The sequence below is a fragment of the Rhodococcus sp. 11-3 genome (assembly GCF_023704055.1).
GTDB lineage: Bacteria > Actinomycetota > Actinomycetes > Mycobacteriales > Mycobacteriaceae > Rhodococcus > Rhodococcus aetherivorans.
In genome coordinates, this window is sequence record NZ_CP080406.1 from 5631581 (window position 1) to 5644998 (window position 13418).

Annotated in this window: 11 protein-coding genes; 9 read left to right on the forward strand and 2 right to left on the reverse strand. The window is 71.4% G+C overall.

Going from position 1 to position 13418, the window contains the following annotated elements; translation table 11 throughout:
- Positions 1-2: 2 nt before the first annotated feature.
- From benC to KZJ41_RS26045, 5 genes are all read left to right on the forward strand, one after another.
- Complete coding sequence (benC, locus tag KZJ41_RS26025) at positions 3-1613, forward strand: benzoate 1,2-dioxygenase electron transfer component BenC (protein WP_043801240.1); 1611 nt, start codon at positions 3-5, stop codon at positions 1611-1613.
- The gene (locus tag KZJ41_RS26030) at positions 1610-2419 is read left to right on the forward strand and encodes a 1,6-dihydroxycyclohexa-2,4-diene-1-carboxylate dehydrogenase (protein ID WP_006946217.1); all 810 of its coding nucleotides are present in this window, start codon (positions 1610-1612) and stop codon (positions 2417-2419) included. Before benC ends, KZJ41_RS26030 begins: the two co-directional genes overlap by 4 nt.
- A gap of 108 nt (positions 2420-2527) precedes the next feature.
- A complete protein-coding gene (locus KZJ41_RS26035) occupies positions 2528-3874 on the forward strand; it encodes an aromatic acid/H+ symport family MFS transporter (protein WP_006946218.1) in 1347 nt (448 codons plus the stop codon).
- Between the two features lie 11 nt (positions 3875-3885).
- Positions 3886-6570 (forward strand): helix-turn-helix transcriptional regulator, encoded by a 2685-nt coding sequence (locus KZJ41_RS26040; RefSeq protein WP_029546519.1) that lies wholly within the window; start codon positions 3886-3888, stop codon positions 6568-6570.
- 7 nt (positions 6571-6577) lie between these two features.
- Positions 6578-7840 (forward strand): benzoate/H(+) symporter BenE family transporter, encoded by a 1263-nt coding sequence (locus tag KZJ41_RS26045; RefSeq protein WP_006946220.1) that lies wholly within the window; start codon positions 6578-6580, stop codon positions 7838-7840.
- 55 nt (positions 7841-7895) lie between these two features.
- Here KZJ41_RS26045 and KZJ41_RS26050 read toward each other — a convergent pair whose 3' ends face one another.
- A complete protein-coding gene (locus tag KZJ41_RS26050) occupies positions 7896-8066 on the reverse strand; it encodes a hypothetical protein (protein WP_167666173.1) in 171 nt (56 codons plus the stop codon).
- 198 nt (positions 8067-8264) lie between these two features.
- Here KZJ41_RS26050 and KZJ41_RS26055 point away from each other — a divergent pair, with 198 nt between their 5' ends.
- From KZJ41_RS26055 to KZJ41_RS26070, 4 genes are all read left to right on the forward strand, one after another.
- Complete coding sequence (locus KZJ41_RS26055; RefSeq protein ID WP_006940963.1) at positions 8265-9272, forward strand: NAD(P)H-dependent glycerol-3-phosphate dehydrogenase; 1008 nt, start codon at positions 8265-8267, stop codon at positions 9270-9272.
- A gap of 90 nt (positions 9273-9362) precedes the next feature.
- Positions 9363-10793, forward strand: coding sequence for an NAD(P)/FAD-dependent oxidoreductase (locus tag KZJ41_RS26060; protein WP_050036053.1), 1431 nt, complete (start codon positions 9363-9365; stop codon positions 10791-10793).
- A 37-nt stretch (positions 10794-10830) separates the two neighbouring features.
- A complete protein-coding gene (locus KZJ41_RS26065) occupies positions 10831-11511 on the forward strand; it encodes a nitroreductase (RefSeq protein ID WP_029546521.1) in 681 nt (226 codons plus the stop codon).
- A gap of 81 nt (positions 11512-11592) precedes the next feature.
- Positions 11593-12177, forward strand: coding sequence for a sigma-70 family RNA polymerase sigma factor (locus KZJ41_RS26070; RefSeq protein ID WP_029546522.1), 585 nt, complete (start codon positions 11593-11595; stop codon positions 12175-12177).
- Here KZJ41_RS26070 and KZJ41_RS26075 read toward each other — a convergent pair.
- Entirely contained in the window at positions 12131-13318 is a 1188-nt protein-coding gene (locus KZJ41_RS26075) for an AAA family ATPase (RefSeq protein WP_029546523.1), read from the reverse strand. The genes KZJ41_RS26070 and KZJ41_RS26075 overlap by 47 nt on opposite strands.
- Positions 13319-13418: the final 100 nt, after the last annotated feature.

The following is a 13418-nucleotide window of genomic DNA, read 5'->3' on the forward strand; positions in this document are numbered from 1 at the left end:
CCGTGAGCTTTCAGGTGGCATTGAGCTTCGAGGACGGGGTGACCCGCTTCATCAAGTGCGGACCGAACGAGACGGTCGCCGACGCGTCGTACAAGGCGCGGATCAACATTCCTCTCGACTGCCGCGACGGCGCGTGCGGTACCTGCAAGGCGCTGTGCGAGTCCGGCAACTACGACGGCGGCGACTACATCGAGGAGGCGCTGACCGACGACGAGGCCGAGCAGGGATTCTGCCTGCCGTGCCAGATGGTCCCGGAATCCGATCTCGTGCTGCAGATCGCGACGACCTCGGACGTCGCGAAGACCGCGGCCGCGACGTACACGGCGACGATCACGGACCTGCAGCGGTTCTCTCCCAGCACCGTGGGCTTCACCGTCGAGATCCCCAATCGGGACGACCTGGTGTTCCTGCCGGGCCAGTACGTGAACATCACCGTGCCCGGAACGGAACAGACCCGGTCGTACTCGTTCAGCACGGGACCGAACGACCCGCAGTTGTCCTTCCTGGTGAAGATCACCGAGGGCGGCCTGATGTCCGAGTACCTGAGTGATCGCGCCCAGGTGGGAGACACCCTGCAGTTCACCGGCCCGTTCGGCAGCTTCTTCCTGCGTGAGCGTAAGCGCCCCGCCCTCCTGCTCGCCGGCGGTACCGGCCTCGCGCCACTGCTCGCCATCCTGTCGAAGATGCAGGAGGAGGGCAGCGACCTGCCGGTGCACCTGGTCTACGGCGTCAGCTTCGACCAGGACCTGGTCGAGCTGGACAAGCTCGAGGCCTACACGCGGTCGCTGCCGAACTTCACGTTCGACTACTGCGTTTCCGATCCGGAGTCGACCGCCCCCAACAAGGGGTACGTCACCGGGCTGTTCGAGCCGAAGCACCTCAACGACGGCGACGTCGACGTCTACCTGTGCGGGCCGCCGCCGATGGTCGAGGCGGTGCGCACGCACCTGTCGGACGAGGGCATCTCGGTGACGAACTTCTACTTCGAGAAGTTCAACAACTCCGCGACCCTCGGAGCCGCCGAACCGGCGCCCCGGCCCACCGAGCGGGAACTCGAAGCCGCCACCAGGGCAGCCGAGGAGACCGGCCTGCCGGTGTCCCTCGGCGCCGCCGAGCAGGTGCCGGTGGGCAACTACGAGATCGGCGAGGAGCACCCGCCCGTCACCGAATCCGACGCCCAGTTCGACGCGCGCATGGCGCTCGAACTCGGTGCGCTGGAGCTGACCATCGGCCGGCTCACCGACGCGCAGCTCGTGGAATTCCGGATTCTCGCCGAGGCGTCGACCGCGTCGATCGACCACGACCGCTTCACCGACGCGGGCGCGTTCACCGACACCAACGCCGCCTTCCACGAGTTCCTGTTCCGCTGCTGCGGCAATCCCGTGCTGCTCGAGGCGTACAACCGGCTCGAGGTGACCCAGCTGATGCGCAAGGTGCTGCGCACCGCGCAGTGGGTGGACGAGCAGATTCCGCACGACCACCTGCAGATCGTGCGGGCGTTCGAACGCAAGGACCGCGCGGCGGCCCGCGACCTCATCGTCAGCCATGCCGAGCACGCCAAGGCGACGATGCGCCGCGCCATCGAGGAGTCCGCGAAGGTGGAACTCGCGTGAGTGCCCTTCTTCCGGTCGGCACCGTGTACCCGGGCCGCTTCGACGGCAGGGTTGTCACCGTCACCGGCGCCGCGCAGGGTATCGGCCTCGTGGTCGCGTCCCGCATCGCAGCCGAGGGCGGATCCGTGATCCTCGTCGACCGCTCCGAGCTCGTGCACGAGGTGGCGAAGGAGTTGCGCGAGAAGGGTTTCCAGGCGCACTCCGTCACCGCCGACCTCGAGACTTTCGCGGGAGCGCAGTCCGCGATCGACGAGGCCCGGCAGCAGCACGGCCGCATCGACGTGCTCGTCAACAACGTCGGCGGGACGATCTGGGCGAAGCCGTACGAGCACTACACCCCCGAGCAGATCCAGGCGGAGGTGCAGCGGTCGCTGTTCCCGACGCTGTGGACATGCCGCGCGGTGCTGCCGTACCTGATCGAGCAACGCTCGGGCACGATCGTCAACGTGTCCTCCGTGGCGACGCGCGGTGTCAACCGCGTCCCCTACGCCGCCGCCAAGGGCGGGGTCAACGCGATCACCGCCGCGCTCGCCCTCGAGGCCGCCCCGTACGGGATCCGGGTCGTCGCCACCGCCCCCGGCGGCACCGACGCCCCCGCCCGCCGGGTAGCGCGCGGCCCCGCCGCGCAGAGCGAGCAGGAGAAGGGCTGGTACCAGCAGATCGTGGACCAGACCGTCGACTCCTCGCTGCTCAAGCGGTACGGCACGCTCGACGAGCAGGCCGCCGCGATCACTTTCCTGGCCTCGGAGGAGGCCTCCTACATCACCGGCACGGTTCTTCCCGTCGCCGGCGGCGACCTGGGGTAACACCCCAGCACCGCCACAGGCCTCACCGACAGGCCAGGGATCCCCTGCCGGTGAGGCCCTCTTTCTGCCCCGTTTCATTTGTGACCGCACTCACAGACCGGAGCCGACATGGCCGACAACACAACCGCCTGGGCAAGTCCCCGGCACCGCCGCACCGTCATCTGGGTCGTCGCCCTCGCCACGCTCGCGATCATCTTCGACGGCTACGACCTCGTCGTCTACGGGACGATCCTGCCCACACTGATGGCCGACCCCAGCCAGATCGGAGCGATCTCCGCGCAGCAGGGCGGCGCGCTGGGCTCGTACGCCCTCATCGGCGTCATGGTCGGCGCCCTGTTCACCGGCGCGTTCGGCGACCGGCTCGGGCGCCGGAAGATGATGCTGATCAACATCGTCTGGTTCTCCGTCGGCATGGGCGCCGCGGCGATGGCCACCAGCATCACCTCCTTCGGCATCCTGCGCTTCTTCACCGGCATCGGCGTCGGTGGTCTCGTCGCCACCGCGGGTGCCGTGGTGGCCGAGTTCGCTCCGCCCGGGAAACGGAACCTGTTCAACGCGATCGTCTACAGCGGCGTCCCCGCCGGCGGCGTCCTCGCCTCTCTGCTGGCCATCGTGCTGCGCGACACCATCGGCTGGCGCGGACTGTTCTGGATCGGCGCGCTGCCGCTGGTGATCCTGCTGCCCCTGGCCCTGGTGAAGCTCCCCGAATCCCCGATGTGGCTGCAGGCGCGCGGGCGGACGGACGAGGCGGCCGCGGTCTGTGACAAGTTCGGTCTCCCCCTGCCCACGATCGCCCCGGCCCCGGCCGAGAAGGTCGGATTCGCCGCACTGGCCACCCGCCGCTACGCGTGGGGCACCACCCTGCTCGGCCTGATGAGCTTCGCCGGGCTCCTGCTGACCTACGGCCTGAACACGTGGCTGCCGAAGATCATGGCCGACGCCGGCTACAACGCGAAGGGCTCGCTCGCATTCCTGTTGGTGCTCAACGGCGGTGCGATCATCGGCGGCCTCCTGGCCTCCCGGATCGCCGACGGCCGCGGCCCCCAGCCGGTCATCGCCACCACGTTCGGCCTCGCCGGCCTGGCACTGATCCTCCTCACCTTCGGGTTCCCGCTGCCCGTCCTGCTGACCGCGGTGGCGATCGCCGGGGTCGGCACGATCGGCACCCAGGTGCTCATCTACGGGTTCGTCTCCAACTACTACGAGACGGCAGCGCGCGGTGCCGGTGTCGCCTGGTGCGCCGGATTCGGCCGGCTCGGCGGCATCTTCGGCCCCATCATCGGCGGCCTGCTCATCGGTGCCGGGCTGAGCAACGACGTGAGCTTCTACATCTTCGCGGGCATCGCCGTGGCCGGCGCCCTGGTCACGGTGTTCGTTCCCATCCGACGGGGTGCGCAGTACGTTGCCCGAACCCCCGAAGCTGCGGCCGCGAGCCCCACTACCGTGGAAGTGTGACTCACCCCGCCATGCTGGTCGGACGTACCCGAGAGCTCTCCGAGCTCGACCGTCACCTCGGCGAGGCGCGAGCCGGTTCACCCGTGCTCGCCCTCGTCGAGGGTCCGCCGGGTATCGGCAAATCCGCCCTGGTGCAACGATTCACCGAGGTCTTGAACGGCTGGCAGGTCCGCGTGTCCGCGGGCGTCCCGTGGGAGGCGGCGCGCGCGTGGAGCACGGCCGAGCAACTGCTGCAGGCCCCCGTCACCGGACGTGATCCGGTGGAAGTGGCGCACGAACTGTTGTCCCTCGTGGACGATCCCACCGTTCTCGTCGTCGACGACGCGCACTGGTCCGATTCCGAGTCGTTGCAGGCCCTGTCGTCCGCCGTCCGCCGCGCCCACGGCAAGCAGTTGCTCGTCCTGCTGGTGACCGTGGACCCGCTGCCGGAGGCGGTCCCGGACAGCACCCGGCAGGTGCTCGACCATCACCGCGCCCTCTCCGTGCACGTGCGGCCCCTCGGGCCGCAGGACATCGCCCAGCTGGCCCTCGCCCGCATCGGCGTGGACCTGTCGCCGTGGACCGCGCGACGGCTGTTCGAGCACACTCTCGGCACACCCCGCCCGATCCTGCAGTTGCTCGACGAGATCCCCCGCAACCAGTGGCAGCACTGGCAGGCCCGGTTCCCGGCGCCCCAGGAACGGTCGGGCGCCGTGCGCCGCACGCTGGACCACTGCCCCGCCGAGACCCGGGCACTCGTGGAAGCGGCGGCCGTGCTCGGTGGCGAAAGCACCCTGACCCAGGCCGCGGCGCTGGCCGGGCTGGCGGACCCGACCGCGGCGCTCGACGCCGCGCACACCGCCGGATTGCTCCGGCGGCGCGAACAGCGCGGCGCGGTCACCCTGATCTTCCCGGACCCGATGACGCGGGCCGCCGTCGCGGACGACATCGGTCCCGCCCGCTGGCGCGACCTGCACGCCCGCGCCGCCGAACTGGTCGACGACGAGGGTGCCGCCCTCACCCACCTGGTCTCCGCCACCCCCACCGCCGATGCGGACCTCGCGGACCGCCTCGATCGGTACGGCCGGCGCCGCGCCGCCGTCGGTGCGTGGTCGGATGCTGCCGAGGCACTGATCATCGCGAGTGGCATCAGTCCCGACCGCGACCAGCGCGCGCAGCGGCTGATCCGCGGCGTCGACGCCCTCACGGGCGCGGCGGACCTGCCCCAGGCGCTGACGTTCGTGCCGGCGATGGAGGCCGCGCCCGAGGGCTCCATGCGCGACGTGGTGCTCGGCTACCTGGCGATCCAGCGCGGCCGGTCGGCCGAGGCCTCCCAGCTGCTCACGCGCGCATGGCAACTGCTCCCGGACCCGGCCCGGGACCCCGATCTGGGTGCGATGATCTGCCAGCGCATGGTGCTGCATTCGCTGGCCCAGCTCGACGGCGCGGGCCTCGTCGAGTGGGCCGACCGCGCGTCGTCCCTCGTAGCTCCCGACATGCCCGCTGCCGTCGAGTCGGCCGCGATCCGCGGCCTCGGCCTGGCCATGACCGGCCGCGTCGACGAGGCACGCGCCTCGTACGCAGAGCTGTCGGAGACCTTCCGGCTCGGCGCCCAGAGCCAGCGGATCCGCATGGCGGAGGGCTGGCTCGCCCTGGCGCTGGACGAGCCGGATCGCGCCCGCGCGGAGCTCGAGAGTGCCGAGCCGACCGTCTTCCGCGGCGGCTCGATCCGGATCTCGTTGTGGGCGCAGGCGTGGCTGGCGCGCACGGAGTTCGCGCTCGGCGCATGGGACGACGCCGTGCGCACCGTCGACCGCGCGGCCGCACAGCTCGACACGGCCGGCCTGGATCTGCTTCGGCCGCTGGTGCATTGGACAGGAGCACAGGTGCACGCCCTGCGCGGGGACTGGTCGCTGGCCCGCGAGCACCTGCGTCGCGGACGCGCGGGCGCCACCGACTATGCCGTCATGGTGGTGCCGTCCTGCATCGCGGCCGCCCAGTGCGCAGAGGTCGCCGCCGACTACGACGGGGTGCTGCGGCACCTCGCACCGCTCACCACCCGTCGGCGGCAGGCCTTGGTGGAACCGGGTTTCTGGCCGTGGCCGGACCTGTACGCGAATGCTCTCGTGATGACCGGACGCGTCGACGAGGCCGACGAGTTCCTCCGTCCGTTCGAGGAACTGGCCGTCTCCCGTGGGCACCTGTCCGCCCGGGCGCGGCTCGGATACGTGCGCGGACGGATCCACGGGGCACGGGGTGACATCGACGCCGCCCGCAGAACATTCGAGGACGCGCTGGCGAACCTGGCGACGCTGTCGCTGCCGTACGACCGTGCCCGCGTGAACTTCGCGTACGGGCAGACGCTGCGCCGCGCCGGACGCCGGCGGGAGGCGGACGCGGTGATGCGCACGGCCCGCGAGCTGTACGTGACGCTCGGCGCGACGTCGTACGTGCAGCGCTGCGACCGCGAACTCAAGGCCGGGGGGATGAAGGCGAACGGCGACGATACCCGCCGGACACACATGGATCTGGCGGCGTTGACCCCGCAGGAGAAGGCGGTCGCCGCGCTGGTGGCCGCGGGCAATACCAACAAGGACGTGGCGGGCGAGCTGTTCCTGTCGGTGAAGACGGTGCAGTACCACCTGACACGGGTCTACGCGAAGCTCGGCATCCGTTCGCGCAGCGAGCTGGCCGCCCAGTTCCGGCAAGAGGAGTGAGGAAGAGATGACAGCAGTCGACGAGAAGACCTCTCCCCCGAACGACACCGACCTGCTCGAGCGGCCCGCTCGGCCCGTGACCCGGCCGCGCCGGGTGCTGCGGGACCTCGGCGTCGAGTACGCGGCGAACGGCGTGATCGGGCTGGTGTTCTCGTCGACGGGGCCGGTCGCGGTCGTCCTCGCGGCCGGCGCGGCCGGCGGGCTCGGCGCCGCCGAACTGGCGTCGTGGATCTTCGGGATCTTCGTCCTCAACGGCGTGCTGACGATCGCGATGAGCATCGCCTACCGGCAGCCCCTCGGCTTCGCCTGGACGATTCCGGGCACGATCCTCGTCGGCGGGTCGCTGGGGCACCTGTCCTGGCCGGAGGTGATCGGGGCGTTCCTGGTCACCGGCCTGCTGGTGCTGGTGCTGGGGGCGTCCGGGCTGGTGCGGCGGGTGATGGAGGCGCTGCCGATGCCGATCGTCATGGCGATGGTGGCCGGCGTCTTCCTGAAGTTCGGTGTGGACCTGGTGCTCGCGCTCGGTGCGGACGTCGCGATCGCCGCGCCCATGGTGCTGATGTTCCTGGCGTTGAGCGCGTTCGGCCGGATCGGCCGGTGGCTGCCGCCGATCCTCGGGGCGCTGATCGCCGGTGCGGTCGCGGTGGCGGCGTCGGGGCGTTTCTCCCCGGCCCCGGGCGGAGCGGGCATCCTCGCGTCGCCGGTCTTCACCGCCCCGGTGTTCACGTGGACGGCGTTGCTGGAGTTGGTGATCCCGCTGGCGATCACCGTGCTGGTGGTGCAGAACGGGCAGGGCGTCGCAGTGCTCACGGCGGCCGGGCACCGGCCCCCGATCAACGTCACCACGATCGCGTGCGGGGTGTGGTCGCTCGGTGCCGCCTGCGTCGGCGCGGTGTCGACGTGCCTGACCGGCCCGACGAACGCCCTGCTCACCGCGTCCGGTGAGCGGAGCCGCCAGTACACGGCGGCCGTGTGTTTCGGGCTGTATTCGATCGTGTTCGGACTGTTCGCGCCGCTGTTCGTGCGGTGGATGACCGCCGCGCCGGCGGCGTTCGTCGCGACCCTCGGGGGCCTGGCGATGCTGCGGGCGCTGCAGGGCGCGTTCGTGACGGCGTTCGCCTCGAAGTACACGATGGGGGCGCTGGTGGCATTCGTCGTCACCGCCGCGAACGTGACGTTCTGGAACATCGGGGCGGCGTTCTGGGGTCTGGTGGCCGGGGTGATCGTGTCGCGGTTGCTCGAGCGGGGGGACTGGACGACCGGCCGGTGACGGCGGGTGCGCGCGTGTGGGTGCGCGCACCCGCCGTGTCCCGAGCCGGTGGGTGTCAGCGGCCGAACAGCGAGCCGAAGATGCCGGAGCTCGTCTTGGGAGCGGAGTCCTGGTCGCAGGCGCATCGCTCGGCGGCGGGCACGGACTTCATCACGCTGTCGACGTGCTGGCCGCAGCCGCCCCAGCCGGTCTTTCCGCACTTGGGGCAGGTGACGGGGTAACACATGGGCGTCCTCCTCGGGGAAGCGGTCGGGGTCTATCGTCAATATACCCCCTGGGGTATCAGATATGCCAGTGTGCGCATCCGCACATACGGTACGACGCAGATCGGGGACCGGGCATCCGCGAAAATCCGGCGCCGGGACGGGCGAACTGACACCCTGAGGGCCGTACCGTCCCGCCGCGCAGACAGGATCAACAACCCATGGCACGTCCGGTTCGCGTCGTCGTCCTCGGTTCCGGCTCGTGGGGCACCACCGTCGCAGGGCTGTCGGCCCGGAACACCCCGACCCTGCTCTGGTCCCGCAATCCGGACACCGCCCGCGAGATCGACGAGGAGCACCGCAACACCCGGTACCTCGGCGAGCGGACCCTGCCGGCCAACCTGCGCGCCACCTCGGACCTCCTCGAGGCCGCGCACGAGGCCGACGTGCTGGTGGTCGGAGTGCCGTCCCACGCGGTCCGCGCCACCCTCGCCGAGATCTCGAACGAGGTGCGGGCCTGGGTGCCGATCCTCTCGCTCGCGAAGGGACTCGAACCGGGCACGCGCCTGCGGCCCACCGAGGTGATCGGCGAATGCCTGCCGGGGCACCCCGTGGGGCTGCTGGCCGGGCCGAACATCGCCGGCGAGGTCGCCGACGGCATGGCGGCCGCCGCGGTGGTGGCCACGGCGGACGAACGCGTCGCGGCGGCCCTGCAGCCACTGTTCGCCTCGAAGGTCTTCCGCGTGTACCGCAACACCGACGTCCTCGGCTGTGAACTCGGCGGGGTCCTGAAGAACATCGTCGCGATCGCGGCGGGCATGGCCGAGGGGCTGCGGGTCGGCGACAACACCCGGGCGATGGTGCTCACCCGGGGCCTCGCCGAGATGACCCGGCTCGGTGAGGTGATGGGGGCCAACCCGCGGACGTTCGCCGGCCTGACCGGCATGGGCGACCTGATCGCGACGTGCACGAGCCCGGCGTCCCGCAACCGCCGGATCGGCGAGGCGCTGGCGAGCGGGCTCACCCTCGAGGAGGCGGTGGCCCGGCTGGGCCAGGTGGCCGAGGGGGTGAAGACGGCCCCGACGGTGATGGAACTGGCGCGCGAGTACGAGGTGGAGATGCCCATCGCCGCCGAGGTCGAGGCCGTCGTGGCCGGCCGCCGCTCCCCCGCCGACGCGTACCGGGGGCTGCGCCGGGTCACGCCGGGCAACGAAGAGGACGTGGTCTGATCGGGAAGTATTCAGGATTCTCGACCGCGTACTAGATGGCGATATAGACCCTAATTTGCCTGGTGAAGCCGGTACTTGCACACTGTTCAAGTGATCGGAACCGAAGTACTCGTCGTCGGCGCCGGCTTCGCCGGGCTCGGTGCCGCCGCACACCTGCGGCAACGCGGCCGCGACGTGCGCGTTCTCGAACGGAGCGCCGCTCTCGGCGGCACGTGGCGCGACAACACCTACCCGGGGTGCGAGTGCGACATCCATCCGGCCCTGTACTCGTACTCGTCCGCTCCCCAGGCCGTCTGGGCCCGCGGCCGCGCTACCCAGCCGGAGATCCTCGCGCACCTGCACACGTTCGCCGCAGGGAACGGGCTCGACGACCGGATCGCCTACGGCACGACCGCAACCGGGTGCCGGTGGGACGAGACGACGGGCCGCTGGCACGTGCGCACCGACCACGGTCCGGACTACGCGGCCCGCTTCCTCGTCCTGGCCACCGGCGCCCTGAACGTCCCGCAGATTCCCCGCCTCGAAGGCTCCTTCGCGGGCCCCGCCTTCCACACCGCGCGCTGGGACCACGCCGTCGACGTCACCGGGCGGCACGTCGCCGTGATCGGCACCGGTGCGAGCGCTGCCCAGGTGATCCCGTACCTCGCCGACACCGCCGGCCGTGTCACGATGTTCCAGCGCAGCCCCGCCTGGGTGCTGCCGCGCCGCAGGCAGCACCTACCGCTGCCGCACCGCGCGCGACGGACGGTCGAGTACTGGCGCGGCGAGGCGCTCGTCCCCGCCCTCACCGGGGCCGACCGCCGGCTCGCCCGCCTCGAGGCCCGGGCGCTGCGGCACCTGCACCGGCAGGTGCCCGACCCGGACCTGCGCCGCGCCCTGACCCCGCGACACCGGATCGGGTGCAAACGGATCCTGTTCTCCGACAGTTACTATCCCGCGCTCGCCCGAGACTCCAGCACGGTGGTCACCACCCCGGTCGCGGGACTGGGCCCGCACGGTGTGCGCACCGTCGACGGTCGGGCACACGCGGCCGACGTCCTGGTGTACGCGACCGGATTCCGGGTGTCCGCCGCGCTCGCCGGCCTGCCGGTCGTCGGCCGCGACGGCCGCACCCTGCTCGAGCGGTGGGGGCGCGACGGCGCGTCGGCGCACCTGGGCACGACCGTCGCCGGGTTCCCCAACGCCTTCCTGCTCGGCGGGCCCAACACCGGCATCGGCCACACCTCGCTGCTGTTCATGATCGAGAGCCAGCTCCGCTACGTCGCCGCCGCGATGGACGCCACCGACCGGGAGGGCGTCACCGCACTCGAGGTGCGGGCGGCCGCCCAGCGGGAGTTCGCCGACGAGATGCGCCGGCGCTCGACAGGCACCGTGTGGACCACGGGGTGCCGGAGCTGGTACCTGGACCGCGACGCGGTGAACCGGTCGCTGTGGCCGGGCTCGTCCTGGCGATACCGGCTGCGCACCCGGCGGTTCGACCGGGAGAACTACACGGCCGCCGGTCCCGCACGACGGCCCTGAACGAGCGCTACACAGGTGCCTGTGCGACCCTGGTCACATGACGATCGACCACCGTGCCTCGCTCTCGACCCTGCTCGACACCCGCTACTCCTGCCGGGCGTTCCTGTCCAAGCCGGTGCCGCGCGAAGACATCGAAACCATGCTGCGGATGGCGCAGCGCACCCCGTCGTGGTGCAACTCCCAGCCGTGGGAGGTCGTCGTGGCCGGCGGGGACGCCATCGAGCGGCTGCGGACCGCGGTGTACGACCAGGCGGCGTCCGGCCATCTCGACCCGGACATCCCCGGCCCCGCCGAGTACCGCGGGGTGTACGCCGACCGGCGCCGAGGCGCCGGTTACGCCCTCTACAACAGCCTCGGCATCGCCCGCGACGACTACGCGCGCCGCACCGAGCAGATGCTCGAGAACTACCGCTTCTTCGGGGCGCCGCACGTCGCGATCGTCACGACCGACAAGGCACTCGGCACGTACGGAGCGGTCGACTGCGGCGGGTACGTCGCCACCCTGCTCCTCGCCGCGCAGGCGCTCGGCATCGCCGCCGTCCCGCAGGCCGCCGTCGCGATGGCCGCCGGTGCCGTCCGCCGCGAACTCGGTATCTCCGACGAGCGCGACATCGTGTGCGCGATCTCCTTCGGCTACGCCGACGAGAGCCACCCCGCCAACACCTGCCGCACCGACCGGGCGAGCCTGGACGACGCCGTGCGGTGGGTGGAGGAGTAACCACCCCCAGGGGTCCTGGCCCGGGGCGCCCGGGCGACGGAAGGTGGAACTCACCACCTTCCCCGCCCGAGAGGACACCCCGTGCACCGCATCGAAACCGAGGAGCTGCTCCGCCGTTGGGTACCGCGCGCCGTCGCCGGTGAACCGCACGCCGTGGGCGTGGTGGTGAGTTCCGTTCGCCCCCATGTGCTGAGCTTCTGCGCCGCGCGTATGGACGAGGGCACCCGCGCGCACACTCCGGCCGAGGACGTCACCCAGGAGGTGTGCCTCGCACTGACGCGGGCACTGCCGCGCTACCAGGATCGCGGTGCGTCGCTGCTGCGCTTCGCGTTCGGGATCGCCACGCACAAGGTCGCGGACGTCCGGCGCAAGGCTGCGCGTACCGTGACGCCGCTGCACGACGTCGCCGGCCCCGGGCCCGAGGAGGGCGTGCTCGACGAGGAGCTGCGTTCCGCGGTCCGCCGGCAACTCGCGCTGCTGCCGGAGCAGCAGCGCCGCGTGGTGCAGCTGCGGATCCTGCAGGGCTACAGCGCCGAACGCACCGCCGCGATGCTCGGCACCTCGGTCGGCGCCGTCCGCATCGCCCAGCACCGCGCCCTGCAGCGAATCCGGTTGCAGCTCAGTCGTGCTGAGCGCGCAGATACCGTCCGAAGTGCGGCACGGTGAATCCGATGAAGCCCCGTTCGGCGGAGTAGATGAGCCCCTTCTTGATGAGCCCGTCCCGCGCGGGCGACAGCGACGCAGGCTTGCGGCCGAGTTCGGCCGCGATCTTCGACGTCGCGACGGGACCGTCGTCGCCGGAGAGGTCGGCCATGGCGCGCATGTACTCCCGCTCCGCGGGGGTGGCGCGCTCGTACCGGGAGCCGAAGAACCCGACGGCGAGTTCTTCCTCGGCGGCGGGCGCGCCAACGCGCACGTCGTCGGCGGTGATCGGGCTCGTCGCCGCGACGTCCCAGGTCGCCTTGCCGTAGGCCTGGACGAAGTAGGGGTATCCGTCGGCCGTCTCGTACAGCGCGTCGAGCGCCTCCTCGGTGAAGGTCACTCCCTCCCGCTCGGCCGGCGCGATGAGCGCGATGTCGGCGGAGCCGCGGTCGAGCCGGTCGATCCGGTGGTAGCTGAACAGCCGCTCCGAGTAGCTCTTCGACGCGGAGAGCACCGCGGGCAGGTGCGGCAGCCCGGCGCCGACCACGATGAGGGGTGCGGCGTCCTGGCTGAGCTCGTGGCACGCCCCGCAGATCGCGGAGATGTCCGGTGCGCCGAGGTCCTGCATCTCGTCGACGAACAGCGCGATGCCCACGCCCACGTCGCGGGCGAGCCCGGAGGCGTCGATCAGGAGTTCGACGAGGTCGATCTCGAGGTCGCCGGTGTCGGCGCGGCCCTTGACCGCGGGGGCGTCGATGCCGGGCTGCCACCGCTCGCGCATGCCCTTGTCCGCGGTGGCCCGCAGCGCGAACGACTTGAGCACGCCGAGGAAGTACTCGACCGATTCGGGGTGCGGATGGGCCGGGGCGATCTCGCGCACCGCCATGTGCAGCGCCGACGACAGCGGCCGGCGCAGGTCCTGGTCGGGCCGGGCCTCGATCTTGCCGGTGCCCCAGCTCCGCGAGATCGCCGCGGAGCGAAGCTGATTGAGCAGGACGGTCTTGCCGACGCCGCGCAACCCGGTGAGCACGACGCTGCGTTCGGGGCGGCCGCGGGCGATCCGTTCGAGCACCACGTCGAAGGCGTCGAGCTGCTTCGCCCGGCCGGCGAGCTCGGGCGGGCGCTGCCCCGCGCCGGGAGCGTACGGGTTGCGGACCGGGTCCATCGGTCGATGGTAACGGCGCCGCGCGTGGACACCGCCTCCTTGCACCGCGTGTCGCGGGACATCCCGGATGCGGACATTCGCATAATAGACTTTGACATTC